Annotated in this window: 18 protein-coding genes and 1 pseudogene; 2 read left to right on the top strand and 17 right to left on the bottom strand. The window is 46.1% G+C overall.

Going from position 1 to position 16,304, the window contains the following annotated elements:
• The 7 genes and pseudogenes from PCH02S_RS08040 to PCH02S_RS08015 all read right to left on the bottom strand — a co-directional run.
• Nucleotides 1-827: pseudogene (locus PCH02S_RS08040) on the bottom strand (nitric oxide reductase activation protein NorD); the annotation flags it as partial.
• A gap of 24 nt (nucleotides 828-851) precedes the next feature.
• Nucleotides 852-1,733, bottom strand: a complete 882-nt coding sequence (locus PCH02S_RS08035; RefSeq protein ID WP_127451778.1) for an AAA family ATPase — start codon at nucleotides 1,731-1,733, stop codon at nucleotides 852-854.
• 443 nt (nucleotides 1,734-2,176) lie between these two features.
• A complete protein-coding gene (locus tag PCH02S_RS08030) occupies nucleotides 2,177-2,884 on the bottom strand; it encodes a hypothetical protein (RefSeq protein ID WP_127451776.1) in 708 nt (235 codons plus the stop codon).
• Nucleotides 2,885-2,906: 22 nt separating this feature from the next.
• Complete coding sequence (locus tag PCH02S_RS35620; protein ID WP_164819477.1) at nucleotides 2,907-3,062, bottom strand: hypothetical protein; 156 nt, start codon at nucleotides 3,060-3,062, stop codon at nucleotides 2,907-2,909.
• A 125-nt stretch (nucleotides 3,063-3,187) separates the two neighbouring features.
• Complete coding sequence (locus PCH02S_RS08025) at nucleotides 3,188-3,673, bottom strand: hypothetical protein (RefSeq protein WP_127451774.1); 486 nt, start codon at nucleotides 3,671-3,673, stop codon at nucleotides 3,188-3,190.
• 61 nt (nucleotides 3,674-3,734) lie between these two features.
• Complete coding sequence (locus PCH02S_RS08020; RefSeq protein ID WP_127451772.1) at nucleotides 3,735-4,370, bottom strand: trimeric intracellular cation channel family protein; 636 nt, start codon at nucleotides 4,368-4,370, stop codon at nucleotides 3,735-3,737.
• Nucleotides 4,371-4,386: 16 nt separating this feature from the next.
• On the bottom strand, nucleotides 4,387-5,463 hold the full coding sequence (locus tag PCH02S_RS08015; RefSeq protein WP_127451770.1) for a Gfo/Idh/MocA family protein: 1,077 nt from the start codon (nucleotides 5,461-5,463) through the stop codon (nucleotides 4,387-4,389).
• 291 nt (nucleotides 5,464-5,754) lie between these two features.
• Here PCH02S_RS08015 and PCH02S_RS08010 point away from each other — a divergent pair, with 291 nt between their 5' ends.
• Entirely contained in the window at nucleotides 5,755-5,976 is a 222-nt protein-coding gene (locus PCH02S_RS08010) for a hypothetical protein (RefSeq protein ID WP_127451768.1), read from the top strand.
• On the opposite strand, the gene kapB is transcribed toward PCH02S_RS08010, so the two are convergent.
• The 3 genes from kapB to PCH02S_RS07995 are packed head-to-tail and all read right to left on the bottom strand — an operon-like array spanning nucleotide 5,973 to nucleotide 7,218.
• Nucleotides 5,973-6,362 carry a kinase-associated lipoprotein B gene (kapB, locus tag PCH02S_RS08005; RefSeq protein ID WP_246068988.1) on the bottom strand — a complete coding sequence of 130 codons (390 nt, stop codon included), beginning with the start codon at nucleotides 6,360-6,362 and terminating at the stop codon, nucleotides 5,973-5,975. The two genes, PCH02S_RS08010 and kapB, sit on opposite strands and share 4 nt — an antisense overlap.
• Before the next feature lie 18 nt (nucleotides 6,363-6,380).
• On the bottom strand, nucleotides 6,381-6,698 hold the full coding sequence (locus PCH02S_RS08000) for a thioredoxin family protein (RefSeq protein ID WP_164819476.1): 318 nt from the start codon (nucleotides 6,696-6,698) through the stop codon (nucleotides 6,381-6,383).
• A 1-nt stretch (nucleotide 6,699) separates the two neighbouring features.
• Nucleotides 6,700-7,218, bottom strand: coding sequence for a hypothetical protein (locus tag PCH02S_RS07995; RefSeq protein ID WP_127451762.1), 519 nt, complete (start codon nucleotides 7,216-7,218; stop codon nucleotides 6,700-6,702).
• A 73-nt stretch (nucleotides 7,219-7,291) separates the two neighbouring features.
• Between PCH02S_RS07995 and PCH02S_RS07990 the strand changes: the two genes are divergently transcribed.
• A complete protein-coding gene (locus tag PCH02S_RS07990) occupies nucleotides 7,292-7,504 on the top strand; it encodes a hypothetical protein (protein WP_127451760.1) in 213 nt (70 codons plus the stop codon).
• A gap of 57 nt (nucleotides 7,505-7,561) precedes the next feature.
• Here PCH02S_RS07990 and PCH02S_RS07985 read toward each other — a convergent pair whose 3' ends face one another.
• From PCH02S_RS07985 to PCH02S_RS07955, 7 genes are all read right to left on the bottom strand, one after another.
• Entirely contained in the window at nucleotides 7,562-9,175 is a 1,614-nt protein-coding gene (locus PCH02S_RS07985; protein WP_127451758.1) for an ABC-F family ATP-binding cassette domain-containing protein, read from the bottom strand.
• A gap of 37 nt (nucleotides 9,176-9,212) precedes the next feature.
• On the bottom strand, nucleotides 9,213-11,171 hold the full coding sequence (locus tag PCH02S_RS07980) for an ABC-F family ATP-binding cassette domain-containing protein (RefSeq protein WP_127451756.1): 1,959 nt from the start codon (nucleotides 11,169-11,171) through the stop codon (nucleotides 9,213-9,215).
• Entirely contained in the window at nucleotides 11,168-12,190 is a 1,023-nt protein-coding gene (locus tag PCH02S_RS07975) for a M42 family metallopeptidase (RefSeq protein ID WP_174806749.1), read from the bottom strand. Before PCH02S_RS07975 ends, PCH02S_RS07980 begins: the two co-directional genes overlap by 4 nt.
• Nucleotides 12,191-12,371: 181 nt before the next feature.
• Nucleotides 12,372-12,662, bottom strand: coding sequence for a Dabb family protein (locus PCH02S_RS07970; protein ID WP_127451752.1), 291 nt, complete (start codon nucleotides 12,660-12,662; stop codon nucleotides 12,372-12,374).
• Nucleotides 12,663-12,682: 20 nt separating this feature from the next.
• Nucleotides 12,683-14,245: an ABC-F family ATP-binding cassette domain-containing protein gene (locus PCH02S_RS07965; RefSeq protein ID WP_127451750.1), complete on the bottom strand. Its 1,563-nt coding sequence runs from the start codon at nucleotides 14,243-14,245 to the stop codon at nucleotides 12,683-12,685.
• 95 nt (nucleotides 14,246-14,340) lie between these two features.
• On the bottom strand, nucleotides 14,341-15,762 hold the full coding sequence (locus tag PCH02S_RS07960; RefSeq protein ID WP_127451748.1) for a DUF6382 domain-containing protein: 1,422 nt from the start codon (nucleotides 15,760-15,762) through the stop codon (nucleotides 14,341-14,343).
• A gap of 14 nt (nucleotides 15,763-15,776) precedes the next feature.
• Nucleotides 15,777-16,265, bottom strand: coding sequence for an A24 family peptidase (locus PCH02S_RS07955; protein ID WP_164819475.1), 489 nt, complete (start codon nucleotides 16,263-16,265; stop codon nucleotides 15,777-15,779).
• Between the last annotated feature and the right edge of the window lie 39 nt (nucleotides 16,266-16,304).

Genomic DNA, 16,304 nt, shown 5'->3' with positions numbered 1-16,304 from the left:
CTGCTTTCGCGGTGCCAGGTCGGCAGGCGCTCCTGCCCCGGCAATTGACGCTCCCCGTCCTGCTCGGGGAGCACATCATCGTTGGCGAGCCGCTTAGCGCGCTTCAGCTCGCCTTGATACCTCGCGGGCAGCGGCTCCGCCACGCCGCCCCCCGGCTGCATCCAGAAATAAGCGGAACTCGCATCTCTATCCAGCCAATAAGATAGCGAGTCCATCATTTCCTCGCAGCCAGCTGCCACTTGGGCCGTATGTTCGGCTTCCTCGATGCCTTCCAGAATCGGATATAACGATGTGAGCCGCGCATTCAAACCAACGCTTTCCGCAGCGCTCCACTCCGCTCCGGTAAACCAGCCGTAAATCAATAAAAGGACGGCATCGGCCAGTTCGCCTTTACTCAAATGCGCACGCAATTTATGACCAAAAAAAGCTCCATAAATACGGTGCCGCACAGCGAATACTCGCGTCGTCCCGGGTCTGCGCGCACGGCAAATACGCTCCAAACGCATATCCTCACACAAGGCAAAAAGCGAGTTTGCCAGCTTGGGGAGGGATGCTTGTTGACTACCCTTGAGGTAGGACTTTACAGCCTCTGCGCTGGTAAACCATGCTGTTCCAATGCCTCGGAGATAGACATCGCTTTTCATCCCCGCAGCTTTATCCAGTGGCGGATAATCCCACCAGAACTGGCTAACGGTCATACGGGCCGATCTTTCTTCATAATCAGCGTGAAAGGCGGCTTCCACCTCAAGCTCCTTGCGTTTTGTGAACATGCGGGCTAAATCGACCAACTGCATTTGCAGCATAGCGTCGATTTTATCCTCAAGCATACTTATTTTTCCTACAAACATGGCTTAAAATAACGTTTCAGCCGCATTGATCACAGCCGCACGTTCCCTTTCATCCTCCAATTTGTCGGCAATTGCTCTCGCCACTGCTCGCATCGGCGGAATATAAGCCGTAAGATCACAAGCATCGAGCAAGGCTCGGATCGACCCCGCTTCATCAGGCAGCTGCCCCATCTCGATTAAGGTTAACAAATCAGCCGATAGCTGCACATAAGTTCTCAATTGCTTGTCGTCACGCAAAACAGACTTGCTTTTCAAAAGCTTGTACAACGCTTCCCCTTGCAAATAAGGAATATCCACGGTCACAAACCTGTTTTTCAATGCTTCGTTCAACGGCACGGTTCCCATATAGCCTTCATTAATCGCAGCAACCACTCTGAAATCAGGGTGAGCGGTGATGACTTCTCCGGTAAATGGATTCGTAATCGATCTCCGATAATCCAGAACACCGTTGATAAGTGACAAGGTCTCCGGTTTCGCCATATTAATTTCGTCTATGTATAGAAAATGTCCCTTCGTCATCGCTTTCATAATAGGGCCAGGGATAAAAACAATCTGTGAACGCCCCTGCTCGTCATGGGACAACGTTTTGAACCCGAGTAAAGCTTCGGCATCCAAATCCGTTGAACAATTCACGGCATGCATCGGTTGATTAAAAATCGCCGAAACATGCTCGGCAAGCTTCGTTTTCCCCGAGCCTGTCGGGCCTTTGAGCAGGACATTTTTACCCAAAAAAAGCGCAATAACACTATCGATCAAAATATCTTCCCGAGGCGCCTCAAAGGCAGCTGCCCCGATTAATTTCGCATCCTCTGCGGTTGCGTTCGTCTGTCCTCTCTTTTGTTCCAGCTGCTCACGGATTTCTTGCGGTATAGCTTCTGTTAACATATTCGCTAATGTTCCTCTCCTGATTCCTTTGTTCTCTTACTATTTATCAGGAAAGCTAACGTTGTCAAGCCTTTCAAGGCAGCCACGGTTGTTCGATAACCGAATATGAGTAGAATGCCATCGCTTCTCCACATTTGGGGCAGATTGGCTTGGATGGCAACTCGTTATACAGCTGCGCCAATGCATAGGAGGTTTCACCATTAATAGCTTGAACGACATCATCGGGATGTACATAGTCACATTGGCGTGAACTGCAGTAAGCTCGAACTTTAAATTTATTGCTCATTTATAAATGTTGACGTGTCATGTCGATCAAACACAGCCTTCTTCCCAATCATCGTCATACTCCTTTTTTTCTAATTCGTGGACCATCCGAAAACTATGACAAAACCCTCAGCAGGAAGCTGAGGGAGATGTGTGAACCTTTCGCACTTCGTTTTATTTTAAGGCAGCGTGTTTCTTTGGCCCGTGGAATAGCTTGGGAATGCATATTGGATCATGGTGTTAAATTCGTTGAGATACGTATCCATATGTTTGTTGTTTTGCTGCTGAGCATCATAATACATCATGCGGTTCACGAAATGCGGGTTCGTAGAAATGAAGATATTCGCTTCCGGATAAATCCGTGTCAGCAAACTCCGTATGGCGCTGGCGCTTTCTGGCGGCAATGGCTTGGCCGAGAGCCAATCCATCTGGGATCCGGCTCCCGAACCGAATAACCCAGCCCCGGTTTCCGGGTCGTTTGTTTTACTAAGCATTTTCATACCGTCATTATCGGCACCCATGGCTTGCATCCCGCCCATATCTACCGCAATATAAATGTTGTTATCCGTAAATGCAACAGCTGTGTTCCCGAGGTGAGCCGCTTGAATAATGCTATCTGCCAAATCACGGTTCATCGTCAAATGTGTATTCGTGTGCGCTTTAATGTTGTCAATCGTAGACGGCCGCATCGATGGCAGCGGGGATTGATTGACACTTTTAGCGCCTAGTGAAGAATTCTCATTGTTCCTGAGACTCGTATCCCATGAGCCAGCATTCGGATTTGAGGAACTTGCTCCTGCATGATTGTTCGGACTTGCGGCGGTACAGCCAGCGGCTGTGCTTACTAACACGATCGAAAGTGTAAGTTGAATCAACGTTTTTCTCATAAAAAAGCTCCCCCCTCTTTCTTTAATTCTTCCTGCTGTCCTTCGTTTCCGGTGTGTAAGCAATTAAGGAGATTTCATACCCCAATTGCTCTCTCATTCGGGATTCAAGCCTGCGTAGATCTTCCAACAGATCTTCATGTGCCCCTAGATTAGCGAATTGATATGCCTCTATACTCATCATTTCACCCTCCTTCCTGAAAAATAACGATTAGCTTTAATATGGTCATTTATCCCCTTTTTTACTAAATAATAAAAAAAGCCCGCCGCCAATTGATTCATTGGCAAGCAGGCTTTAACAACATCCTAATCTTCTTTATTACGAGTTTCGTCCAATTCTTCGAGCAATTTACGAACCGCATCCGGATCAGCCGAACCGTTTTCTTTAAAAGCTCTCAGCTTGTTTAGCAAATCCGCAGCGATAGCTTCATCCTCTGACTGCTCCGCTTCATGCGTGGGGTCGAACCAGATGTAAAAACCTTCCGGGCCGTTGCGCAGAAAAGCTTTACGCCAAAACTCCGGATACGCATAACCCTGCTCTCCAAAAATCATTCCGAGCACATCATCGCTGTCAATCGGCAGCAAATAATGAAACGACTCCGGCTCTCCGGTATTCGTGAAATCGCGGTGCATGTAAGCATAATGAAGATAATGCTCACCCGTTTCTGAATCTTTGGATACTTCGTACAGATCCAATTCTGTTTGAAGCAATTCTTTTACAGGAACAATGCGTGCGGCCATCGTTTCAGCGGAAATCTTTTGATGATGAAGAAATGATGCTTCCTGTTCCATTTTTAATCACCTCTCTCCTCATCTTGATTTTTTAAAATGTATCCAGGTATTTAGCGGTAGGCTATGAGTCTGATCTACGCGTTGATCCCACGATTGCATTGCGCAAAGAACGTTTTGGCAGCTTCCATTTATAAAATACGGATAACATTCTCAAAATGACGATAAGTGCAAAAAGCACGGATATCTGCCAAGCTCCTTGCGACCAACCTAAACCAACCAACGCACCGGCCAGCATGCCCCATACGGCATAGATTTCGTCTTTCAGTACAAGCGGCTTACGGCCAGCCAGTACGTCCCGGACCATTCCGCCGCCAATCCCCGTTAATACGGCTGCTACGATGACAGCACTTAAAGGATGCCCCATATTCGTTGCATAGAACGCACCTTGAATGGAGAAGGCTGCCAAACCGATAGCATCAAAGAAAGCTTCCCACGTCTTCCACACCCGGATGTATTTGACAGGCATCAAGAAAACTAAAGTCATAGCAAATAAGGCGATTTGAAAATATAACCCTTGCTCCCACAGCAAAACGACGGGTTTGCCAATTAGCAAATTTCGAATGACACCGCCGCCGAATGCCGTTACGAGCCCAAGAACATAGACCCCTAAAATATCATATTCCTCTTCCATCGCAACAATCGCTCCACTGACTGCGAAAGCGATTGTCCCGATGATGCTAAATAACTCCCAATTCACTTGCTGCAGCCCCTGTCTACTCGATGTCCCAATTCAATTTAACTTCATTGCCGGTTTGTGAGGATTGGTAAATCGCATCTAAGATTAAATTATTCGTATAACCTGTCATCACAGAGGTAATTGGTTGTTGACCGCTTTCGATACATGATAGGAAATGTCTCAACATACGCACACGAGGCCCTTCGTCCAGCTCAGGCACTGTCAGATCCACATCCGCTTCGCGATCAAACATTTCTGCGAGAAGTTTCCCTTTATTGCCGCGAATCGAAGCGCCTCCTTCGGAACCAAGCAGCTGCACGTAAGGCTGGCTATCTGTTTCGATAAGTGCGGCCCAACTGACATCTAGCGATAGGGTTGCACCATTATCGAGTTTAATCAACGCTGTAGCCAAATCTTCTACATCATATTGCCCTTCCCAGTTCGGTGTCCCCCAAGAGCCGATTCCTTTTTTGCGCGGACCAAATTCCGCATAGGTTGCCCCATAAACCGAAACCGGTTTTGGATTCCCCATCAGATAGAGGGATAGATCTAACATATGTACACCCAGATCAATTAACGGACCGCCGCCGGATTTCCCCATCTGTGTAAACCAGGTTCCCCAGCCCGGAATCCCTTTACGTCTCATCCAGCCTGCTTTGGCATGATAAATATGCCCTAGCGCGCCTTTATCCACCTGTTGTTTGACAGCCTGTGAAAGAACCTCCCAACGCAGCTGATGTGGAATCATCAACACTTTGCCTGCCTTGCGCTCTGCTTCTACAATTTGTCTGGCCGATTCGAGATTAAGCGCCATAGGCTTCTCCAGCATGACATGTTTACCTGCTTCTAAAGCTTGGATAGCTAAAGGCGCATGCCACTCATTGGATACAGCAATAACAACTGCATCAATGCTTGGATCAGCGAGAAGCTTGTCCGAACTTTCATATACCTTCTCAATGTTATACTGCTTAGCTCTGGCCTCTGCGAGTGGTAAGTACACATCCGTTACCGCGGCAATTTCTGCCTCCGGCACTTTTTGCATCACTTCCATATGTACATTTCCGATGTTTCCGGAACCGATAATCCCGATTCTGATTGGTTTTCCTGCTGTCATCTAAATCCCCCCAAAAACATGTTTGATTACAATCTTTCTTATTATAATTGTGCTTATCTTTCCCCGCAACCGCCAATCTATCGCTCCGTTGAATCAAATGCAGACGGGTATTCCGATTAATTTTAAAAGATTCTTTGGGAACTAGCCCTCTCTCGCTATTCTTTACATATAATAAGATGCTAAAACTTTTTTAATAGTTTGTCTCAAACATACTTAACATTTGAAATGTATCCTAAATATGTAGACCAGCTGGTGCTTTTTCCAGATGGAAGACGTGAAGGAGGGCTTAACATGCAAGCAGTTACCATTAAATTCAAAAACAAATCCATTCCCGTGCTTAATTTCACACATCGCAGTTCACATATGGAATTGTTGTCCAGTAAGCTGAAGGAGTTTGAACTTCATTTCGAATTTCGCCGCAAATTAAAAATGATCTCGCTCATCGAGATCATTGGTGATGTCGCTATTTTCAAGTATAACGACGGCACAAAATTGTATTTAGAAGTTTCTTAATTCGACTTTGGGAAATATTCTTGCTGCAATTGACTAAGCTCCTGAAGAGAGCGCCTAGCCCATGCTTCCATTTCCGACAGCTTAGAGATTTGAGCCATTAGCGCTCTCTCCAGTGATACTTGATATTCGGGAATTGCGCCCGCATAGGAACGTATCGTTGAAATTGGCATTAAAGCAATCTCCTGGAACGATAACGCCCGTCTTTGATGAAAAAAAGCAACGTTTGGGTCCATCGGATTATGCAAATCCCCTTGTGTTGGATGTTCTTTTACAGCCAAGATGCGTACTGCCGCTTTCATCGTACTCGACATTTCCACTACTTCCCCATAATAAACCCCAGTCTTATACTCAGCAATGACGTGATCTCCTATTTGAAAGCTGCTCATTCTTATCATCTCCTATAGTTATTTGCTGCTCAGTGGCAGCAGTTTGCGATATAGCTCATCCACCGATTGCATGCGGTAAATCAATTGTTTGTCATGTCCCTGTTCAAAAATAGCAATGCACGGCACACTGGTCACTTGCCATTCACGGCTAATTTGCGGCAGAAAATTAATATTGCTTTTATAAAGCGGCAAAGAAGGCTTCATCGTCATAATGATCTCCAGCATACGTTCAGTCACTTTGCATGTTCCACAAAACGGCGTGTACAAAAATACAGCAAAGGACTCCTCCTGCCTGTTAACGATCTCCAACAATTCCTGTTGAGATAGTTCCTTCATGCTAACCTCCTCGTTCATCTAACCAAGCCAAACTGTCAGCCGCATAACCGATCAGATGGGGGAAATCATCCAAATGGCTTTCATCGATTTTTCTGCCGAATGAAAGTGTAATTTGATTATGATAAACCAACGGAAAAATGCCGTATTTGTAAGAAAGAAGTTGTGTGATTTGTGGACGATGCTCCCAGATGAGGCCTAACTGCTCTTCGATATGCTTACATTCCATTTCCGGGTTCTTAACCTTCGTGAAAAGCTTAATCGTAAGCGTACATCCCGGTTTAGCTGTAGGATTCTCTAAAATTTCAGCAGCCAAATCGCTTAAATGAACATGTAAATTGATTTCAGCTTTGCTCGGCTTATCGATCTTTCTTGCAAATTCAATCGCATACGTTCGAGACATGGAAGACAGATCCACAAGATCTTCCCGGCGTGTGATAATAATTTTGCCATCCAAATCCAAGTCGTAGACGGCTCCTTCCAGAACCACCTTAATGTTGTCATAGATCGTTGGGTCAAACATCGTTCACACCTTCTTTCATCTTTTGTTTGATTCGATTATACTATTAACATATCACGGTAAAGAAGGTGTTTCTATGTCAGACAAGCCACAAGATCAGCTGGAAGAACAACAGGGTCCTAAGAAAGTAAGCCTAGCCGATGCCATTAAACAAAAGTTAGCTCAGAAGAAAGCGGATCAAGCCGCAGCACGGTCTAACCCTAAACAAGCAGGCAATACCAACCAAAGTGCAAAAAGCCAAATGACGAAAAAAGTAAATAATCAACGCCGTCGTACTGGCGGAAGCTAGAACTATGTAGGTAAAAGCGCCCTGAGAGTCACACATCAGGGCGCTTTTCATTTGGTCCTACGCGTATTGAGCTTCGCGTTGTTTTTTCACATCTTCACTATCCAGGTATTCATCATACGTAAGCATTTTGTCGATGAGACCTTTCGGCGTGATTTCCATTACGCGATTTGCAATCGTTTGAATGAACTGATGGTCATGGGAAACGAACAACATCGTACCGTCGAAATCAACAAGTCCGTTATTAAGCGCTGTGATGGACTCCAAATCCAAATGGTTCGTAGGCTCATCAAGAATGAGAACATTTGCACCGCTAAGCATCATTTTGGAGAACATGCAGCGTACTTTTTCTCCCCCGGATAGAACGTTAGCTTTCTTCAAAGCTTCTTCCCCAGAGAATAACATACGTCCTAAGAATCCACGAAGGAATGATTCATCCGGGTCTTTGGAGTATTGACGAAGCCAATCCACCAAGTTCAACTCGGAATTAAAGTAATCTTGGCTGTCTTTCGGGAAATAAGCTTGGGAAGTCGTTACCCCCCATGAGAATGTACCTTCATCCGCTTCCATCTCACCCATCAGGATTTTGAAAAGCGTTGTTTTGGCAATACCGTCCGGACCGACAAAAGCTACTTTATCCCCTTTGTTCAGCGTGAACGTTACATTATTCAATACTTTTACGCCATCAATTGTTTTCGAGATGCTTTCAACAGCCAACAATTGTTTACCAGCTTCGCGCTCACCTTTGAAGTGAATGAACGGATATTTACGGCTGGAAGGACGAATATCTTCAAGCGTGAGCTTCTCAAGCTGCTTTTTACGGGAAGTCGCTTGCTTGGATTTGGACGCATTCGCACTGAATCGAGCGATAAAGGCTTCCAATTCTTTACGTTTTTCTTCCGTCTTCTTGTTCGCATCTCTAGCAAGGCGTAGAGCAAGTTGACTGGATTCGTACCAGAAATCGTAGTTCCCGACATACATTTGAATTTTACCAAAATCAATATCCGCAATGTGTGTACATACCTGGTTCAGGAAGTGACGATCATGGGATACAACGATAACGGTGCCTTCAAAACGGGCAAGGAAGTTCTCCAGCCAACGAATCGACTCCAAGTTCAAATGGTTGGTAGGCTCATCGAGGAGCAAAATGTTCGGATTGCCGAACAGCGCTTGCGCCAAGAGAACACGAACCTTCTCATTGCCGTCGAGGTCTTTCATCTTCGTATCATGCAGGGAAGTTGGGATGCCCAATCCAATTAGTAGTTCTGCCGCATCGGATTCCGCCTGCCAACCGTCCAGATCCTGGAACTCGCCTTCCAATTCAGCAGCTCTCATGCCATCTTCTTCAGAGAAATCCGCTTTCGCGTACAGCGCATCCTTCTCTTCCATGATTTTGAACAAACGAGCATGCCCCATCACAACGGTTTTCAAAACTTCGATTTCGTCAAACTCGTAGTGGTTTTGTTTCAGAACGGCCATTCTTTCACCTGGCGTGATCGATACTTCACCTGTGTTAGGCTCAATTTCACCGGAAAGAATTTTTAGAAATGTGGATTTCCCTGCACCGTTCGCGCCGATTAGACCGTAACAGTTACCTGGAGTAAATTTAATATTCGCATCTTCGAAAAGCGCTCTTTTGCCGTAACGAAGTGTCACGTTATTAACATTAATCATGTGGAATACTTACCTGCCTTTATTATAGTTTCTTCTATCATAACTTATTTCGCTCTATTTCTTCTACCAACTCGGATAAATAAGTCCATCTTTCCATTGCTGCTTCCAAATCGGCCGTTGTTTGCTGCTCCTGCTCATACAAATCGCGAACACGGTCAAAGTCGCTGCCAGCAGCTTCAATCTGCTGTTTCAAGCTTGCCGCCTTGTCTTCCAAAGACGCAATCGTCCCCTCGATTTCATCCCATTCCTTCTGTTCTTTGAAAGTCAGTTTCTTAGGACGGTTTGTATTCGCTGAGCCACTCGAAGCTGCTGATTGATTGGCCGCTGTTTTGCTAGAGCCAGAATTGCTACTTGCTTGACGCACCAATTCTTTACGTGCCTGCTCCGCTTCTTCTTGCTCTTGCTTCTCCTCCAAATAGTCGGAGTAGTTGCCAATGTAAGGCTCGATTCCTCCCTGGCCATCAAAAGCAAACAGATGCGTAACCGTGCGATCCAAAAAGTACCGATCATGGGAGACCGTAATAACCGCACCTGGGAAATGATCCAGATAATCTTCCAGTATGGTCAATGTTTGGATGTCCAAATCGTTCGTCGGCTCATCGAGGAGCAGAACATTCGGTTCTCCCATAAGCGTGCGCAGCAAATATAGTCTGCGGCGCTCGCCGCCTGACAGCTTCCCAATAGGTGACCACTGCAGTGTAGGGGAGAACAGGAAGCGCTCAAGCATTTGCGAAGCAGGGATCGTTTCGCCATCCGACGTGCGAACCAGTTCAGCTGCTTCCTTGATATAGTCGATGACGCGCATCTTTTCATCCATCTCGACCGTTTCTTGCGTGTAATACGCAAGTTTCACGGTTTGGCCGGTCTCGATCGTCCCGCTGTCGGGCTGAATACGCCCGGCGAGCATGTTCAGCAGCGTCGATTTGCCGCTGCCGTTAGGGCCAATGATGCCGAGGCGATCCTTCGGCATCACGATGTAGCTGAAGCCGCTCAGCAGCGTCTTCCCGCCTGGGAAAGCTTTGGTGACGGCTTCCAGCTCCATCACCTTCTTGCCAAGGCGGCTGCCAGCCAGCGCCATGTCCAGCTTGTCTGCGGGACCATCCACCTTGGTGTCCCGCAGCTCTTCGGCGCGCTGCACGCGCGCCTTCTGCTTCGTCGTGCGCGCTTTCGCACCGCGACGGAGCCAAGCCAACTCGCGGCGCATGAGATTCTGCCGCTTATCTTCGCTGGCGGCTTCGGACTCCATCCGCTCCGCCTTCTTCTCGAGGAACGCCTCATAGTTGCCCTCGTAGCTGTAGATCTTGCCCCGGTCCAGTTCCAAGATGCGGTTCGTCACCCGCTCCAGGAAGTACCGGTCATGGGTAACGAGCAGCAATGCGCCGCGCCACTTGCCGAGGAATTCCTCGAGCCAGATTGCGGTCTCGTTGTCGATATGGTTCGTCGGCTCATCCAGGATGAGCAGATCGGCGGGTTGGATCAGAACGCGCGCCATGGCGACGCGTTTGCGCTGCCCGCCGGACAGCAGGCCGACGGGCTTGTCGAACTCGCTGATGCCCAGCTTCATCAGCACGGTTTTGGCCAAGGTGCTGGCTTCCCAGGCACCTTGTTCGTCCATGCGCGATTGGGCTGTGAACAGCCGCGCCTGCTTTTTCTCGCTGGAGGGATCCAGCTCCAGTTCAGCCAGGGCCAGCTCATAGTCGCGCAGCGTCTTCATGAGCGGCGTGTCGCCGTGGAATACTTGCTCAAGCACGGTGGAGTTCGGATCGAACTCCGGGTTCTGCGGCAAGTATTCCACTCGGAAATGGTTCGCGTGCACGAGTTTGCCGCGATCCGCAGTTTCCAGTCCCGCCAGCAGCTTCAGCAGCGTGGACTTGCCTGTGCCGTTCACGCCGATGAGTCCGATGCGCTGCTTCTCGTTCACCGTGAACGTGATGTCATCGAACAAAACCTTGTCTCCATAGGTTTTGGTAATATTAACTGCACTCAAAATGTTCATGCTTCCACTGGCTCCATGACATAGGCTGCAAGAAGCGCTGCTGTGTTAACTACAGCATCCATATGCGTCCGCTCCATGCTGTGTGACGCATGAACACCAGGACCAATCAGCGCGGCGCGAATATCGCGTCCGCCTCTGAGCGCGGCCGAAGCGTCCGAGCCATACCTTGGATAAATATCAACGGCGTAGCCGATTTCCAGCTTCTCGGAAAGCTCAATCATTTTGGAAGTCATTTGATAGTCATAAGGACCTGACGAATCCTTCGCGCAAATGGAGACATCACGCTCGCTACCGCTCAAGTCATCGCCAAGCGCACCCATATCTACGGCAATCAAATCCGTAATATCTTCCGGAATAAAAGATGACCCATGCCCAACCTCTTCATAATTGGAGAAAAACAGTTTTATCGTGAAGAGCGGCTGCAGACCTTCTTCTTTGATAAGTCCTAGCAAACCGAATAACGAAGCTACACTTGCTTTATCATCCAAATGACGGGATTTCACGAGGCCATTTTCCTTCACTTGTACACGCGGATCGAACGAAATGTAATCTCCAACCCGGATCCCAAGATCCTGAACTTCTTTTTTGGATTTAACTAGCTCATCAATGCGCACTTCCATATGAGCTTCATCGCGTTTGAACTCTCTGGCATCTTCATACACGTGTACAGATGGTCTTGAGGTGAGAATTGTCCCATCATAAACGCGTTCGTCGCGTGTATGAATTTGAACATATTCATTCTCAATAGCGCCCATCATGAATCCGCCCAATGAAGTGATCTTAAGCGTGCCGTTCTCTTTAATAGAACGTACCATAGCACCAAGGGTATCCACATGTGCAGAAATACCAATAACCCGGTCGTTACGGACACCTGGAACCGTCACAATGCCGCAGCCCTTATTCGTATATGTAAGCTCATAACCAAGCTTATTCACTTCTTGTTCGACCTTTTTCATAATGTGGTGCGTGTAACCAGTCGGACTTGGCGTACGCAGCAGCATCTCGAGCACTTCCGTCATATAAGCTTTATTTAATTTGGATTTCACTCGGGATTCCTCCCTTTTCTATAAATTATGAAGATACCTGTAAACACACAAAAAACAGTGCAGCCCAGGAATTTTAGCTGCGCTAGCGGCAAAAGCCGCAATGCTAACCCCTTCTAAGGATACTACACTGTTCCCTTATGTTTTTCAAACCCAATTAGCTTACAAAATCAACACAAATGGAAGTCCCATCAAGTACTGTCTTCATATGGGCCTTCACACCTTCATGAATAGGGTGCGTGTCATATGTTTTTAGATCTTCAACGGAATCGAATTTTGTAATCAATGCAATATCATACGAACGCTCCAAATGAAGAATATCCGTCCCTACTTCAATATGGCGCAACACCGGAATTTTCCCTTCCATGTTCGTAAGAACCGCTTTCGTTACTTCCACCGCTTCAGGGCTACGATCTTTGAGCTTAAAAAACACAACATGAGTTAACATGGACATTTCCTCCTAATTGGTTAATTCGTGACTTTTGCTTTGGCAGACCATTCTTCCACATTCCAAACTCTGGTTACCCAACCTTCATAAAATTCCGGTTCGTGGCAAACAAGCAAAACGGTTCCTTTATAAGCGATCAAAGCTCTTTGAAGTTCTTCTTTGGCCACAACGTCCAAATGGTTGGTAGGCTCATCGAACAACAGCCAGTTGCTTTCTCTCATCAGTAGTTTGCAAAGCCTGACTTTGGCTTGCTCTCCCCCGCTGAGCATGCTCATGGCACGCGTGATGTGTTCATTTTTCAAACCGCATCTTGCCAGAGCGCCTCTGACTTCATTCTGATTCATGGAAGAAAACTCATTCCAAACATCGTCAATCGGTGTCATATTGGGCGCTTTAACCTCTTGCTCAAAGTAAGCCGGGCTTAAGTAATCGCCTTGATACGTTTTGCCGCTGAAAGGTTCAATTTTCCCTAGAATCGTTTTGAGAAGTGTAGATTTCCCCACACCGTTGCAGCCAACGATCGCAATTTTCTCGCCGCGTTCAATCGTCACATTCATTTTCGGTAAAAGCGGCCGGTCGTATCCGATTTCCAAATTCTCCGCCTCAAATACGATTCTACCACTTGTACGAGATTCCTTAAATATGAACGTTGGTTTCATCGCAGTTTCCGGCTTTTCGATTCGATCCACTTTCTCCAACTGCTTTTGACGGCTTTTGGCACGCGTAGAGGTCGAAGCCCTGGCTTTATTGCGAGCAATAAAGTCTTCCTGTTTTTTGATGTACTCCTGCTGCTTCTCATACGCATCGATATGTTGCGATTTGTTCATTTCCGCCATATCCAGGAATTTCTCATAGTTCGCTGTATAACGAGTCAGCTTCGTAAATTCCAAGTGATAGATTACGTTAACGACCTCATTCATGAATTCCGTATCATGTGAGATCAGCATAAACGCAAACGGATAATCTTTGAGATAGTTTTTCAACCACTCAATGTGTTCGACGTCCAAATAGTTCGTAGGCTCGTCTAACAGCAGCACGGTTGGTTTCTCCAAAAGCAGCTTGGCCAAAAGAACTTTGGTCCGCTGCCCACCGCTTAGTGATGTCACGTCTCGGTCCAACCCAATTACATTAAGACCAAGTCCGTTCGCCATTTCTTCAATTTTGACATCCAGCAAGTAGAAACCGCCGATTTCCAGACGCTCCTGGATCTCGCCCATTTGTTCAAGAAGAACTTCCAGTTCTTCCGGCGAAGCATCCGCCATCTTTTCCGTAATGGCCATCATTGCTCTCTCTTCTTCAAAAAGAGGCAGGAACGCATCGCGTAAAATATCACGAATCGTTTTGCCCGGCGTTAGTACCGAATGCTGATCCAAATATCCATAATGAACTCTTGGCGTCCATTCTACTTTCCCTGTGTCTTTCAATAATTTTCCGGTCAATATATTCATTAATGTGGATTTCCCCACACCATTTGCTCCAACTATGCCGACGCGCTCGCCTGCCAGTAGACGGAAGGAAACATTTTTAAATAACGTTCGATCCCCGAAACTGTGGCTCAAATCTTCTATCGTCAAAAGACTCATTTTAAAAATCTAAACTCCTGTCTGTTAAAAAATCGCACATACTCGTGACTTCTTATTATACCACTGCTAGAGCTAGACAGGAAATAGTTAAATTTTCAATATCGAAATATCATGGTTTGGCACACAATCTGAATCTCGTCGCCATCTTTTAGCAAGTAAGATTGATAGGTAACTATCGTTTCTCCATTGAGAGAAGTTCCATTCGTGGAACCTGTATCCTTCAGTGCATAACCCTTTTCAGATTTTGTTATCTCAGCATGAATTCTGGAAACACCTGCTTCTTCCAAGACATAATCCGCTTTTAAATTCGCATCTCCACGGCCAATCGTGAAATGATCGCTAAGGATTGGCACTGATTTCGGCATACCTTGAATTTGCACTTCGAGCCTTGGCCCTTCCGGCTTAAGGTTTCCAAGAAAAACGGTTGCATTCCTATGGTTGTTTTGAATTAATGTTGTATGCATATGTAGGTTTTGATAATGACTTTGAATATCCTGAGGATCAACGTTAGATACCGTAATTGCCTCTTTTTTATTTTCAAAATGCTTCTCCAGTTTATCGGAAAAGAGCGGCACCTGCTTTTCACCGGCGCTTCTGTACCGCGGGAGCCCCAAAAATTTTAATACAAACCAAACATCTGCTAATAAAATAGTCATTCCGGCTGACAGGTGCAGCGAACTAGTTGAGGGGGAAGATACATGATTCTGCCAGAGAAAAGCCATTACGAGGATGTTACCAATTAGGACAAGGAATTGTGTTCTCTGTGTGATTGAATAAAAAGCGACTGTTTGTCCATTTTTTATATCTTGTTGCACATCCGCTTTTGGCGTAATCATCGGCGACTCATCAATGGAATTCGTTGTGTCGATCTGCTTGATGTTTTGTTTCCAAACCGGCTTCGGCAGCCCCTCATGAACCGGAGGTTGCGGATCCATTAGTTTCAGCAGGTTCATTTTGAGATTTTGGAGACTTTGCGGCGTACTTGATGATGTGTCAGATTCTAACCAACTGTCTATATCTTCCCTTATTTTGTCGTTCAACTTTGAACTGATCTGCTTCATTAAATCTTTTATTGCATTGTATACAGAGCATTCCTTCATACCTTGTTCCATTGGCACATATGTCAAAAAGACATCGGACCAGTCACTGCCTATAAAGATGAAATTATCTTTCAACACAAATCCCGTCTCGTGCAGCATATAGTTTTTACTTTCATCTATAGCACAAACAATGGCGTACATAAGCTTGGCGAATTGAACCTTGGAAGGCTCCTCAACCTTAAGAACCTGAGCAAGCATTCTCTTAGCAGTTATGCTGTAGAGCAGGCTTACTCGATGATCAATCTCCTGAATTTCAAGCGAAAGTATATTTGGTATCGTATTAGCTTCAAGCATTTTAATTTGCAAAGTTGAAAGAGCTTCAACGGTCAAACCCTCCCCACCGTCTTGAAAAAGACGCATACAATGGCCATGTTGATATACAAATTCATATCGCAGTCCGAATAATTCCTCTGTCACAGGCCCACCTCATCTTAAATAGAGTAATACCAGGTCATTGCGACGGCTGGCATAACGGCATACATAAACGGAAACTTGATATTGGCATCACGTTTCATCCCCTTTACGATGTTCAAATCATGCAGCACCATAATTGAAAAAAGCCATTTCATCATCTTCTGCCCCGTGGCCGCCACTTGTTTGTGCATCAGTAGTAAGACAAAACCTATCACTGCGGCGCAGAGTATGGAATACAGCATCAATTGAAACACAAAACTGAAGCCCATCATAGCTCCAATAGCGGTAAAGAGCTTCACATCCCCTGCTCCAAGAGCACCAATAAGATAGAGTAGGAACATCGCGAAAAGTGCACTCCCTGCCCCAATAAGCGAGAAAACTAATCCGTTCAGTCCGCTTATCGACACGTTCAACATGATTCCAGCAACCGCTCCGCTAATGGTTAATTTGTTGGGGATCACAGCTTTTCGTACATCAGTAACAAAAGCAATCGTAACGAAAACCAATAGTAAATATTGAATGCAAAATCCTCCTCTATCAGACGG

Origin of the sequence: Paenibacillus chondroitinus NBRC 15376, from assembly GCF_004000765.1 — a bacterium.
In the GTDB taxonomy this organism is placed as follows: domain Bacteria; phylum Bacillota; class Bacilli; order Paenibacillales; family NBRC-103111; genus Paenibacillus_E; species Paenibacillus_E chondroitinus.
This window is presented reverse-complemented; position numbering and strand designations above follow the sequence as displayed.